We start from the raw sequence: 968 nt of genomic DNA on the forward strand, positions 1-968 counted from the left end.
CGGTCAGCCACTGGTCAGGTATCCGTCAGCGGCCGGGGGAAGCTGGGAGACCCGCTCACCCCACCCATCCCATCGCCCAGGCGCGGGCCAGGGCGTCCGCCCCGGAATGAGCAAGGAGCGCATGGTATGACGTCGCCATCCCCCGCCGCCCGGGGCGGCCTGCCCGCCCCGGGCGCCGCACGGTTCCTGATCGCGCTGTCGCTCATCGCCGCCCTGCTCGGCCTCGCCGCCGCGACGGCGGCGACCGCCGCGGCGCCGGCCGGGTCCGCGCTCCGCCAGGAGGTCAACATCCTGGCCGTGCACAGCGGCAAATGCGTCGAGGTCGCCTCCGCGCTCGACGGCGAACCCGTGCGGCAGCAGCGCTGTTCCGGCGGCGCCCGCGCCCTGTGGTATCTCCGCGCCTCCGCCGCCGGCGGCGGAGCGGTCCAGATCGTCAACGCCTCGACCGGGAAGTGTCTGCGGATCGAGAACTCCGGCGCCGCGTCCGGCGCCCCCGTCCAGCAGGGCCCCTGTGACAACGCCCCCGGCGCGTCCTTCGTGCTCACCGATGCCGGCGGCGGCGACAGCGCGGCCCGGATCGAGACCCTGACGACCAGTCCGCGCAAATGCGTAGAGGTCGCCGAGTCCTCCCTCGCCGACAATGTCCCGCTGCGCCAGTGGGACTGCGTCCAGCAGGCCGGAGCCTCCTTCGTCCAGCGCACCGAGCCCGTACGCGAGACCACCGTCGTCAACGCCAACAGCGGCAAATGCCTCGCCATCCGGGGCGCGAGCGGGGCGGATCAGGCGCACGCCGTCCAACTGCCCTGCTCCGGAGCGCTCGACCAGCGCTGGCATGTGACCGCGGCGGGCGGCCAGACGGTCGGGCTGGTCAACGTCGGCACGGGCAAATGCCTGGAGATCGAGCACGCGGGCCTCGCCAATGGAGCACAGGCCGTCCAGTCCGCGTGCGACGGCTCACGGCAGCAGTC

At 73.8% G+C, this 968-nt stretch carries 1 protein-coding gene; it reads left to right on the plus strand.

Annotated features, from left to right (window positions below; genetic code table 11):
- Window positions 1-126: 126 nt before the first annotated feature.
- Window positions 127-968: RICIN domain-containing protein (locus tag FF041_RS37075; protein ID WP_194292360.1), on the plus strand; the 842-nt coding region annotated here is incomplete at its 3' end.

Source organism: Streptomyces jumonjinensis (assembly GCF_009600885.1).
GTDB classification, from domain to species: domain Bacteria; phylum Actinomycetota; class Actinomycetes; order Streptomycetales; family Streptomycetaceae; genus Streptomyces; species Streptomyces jumonjinensis.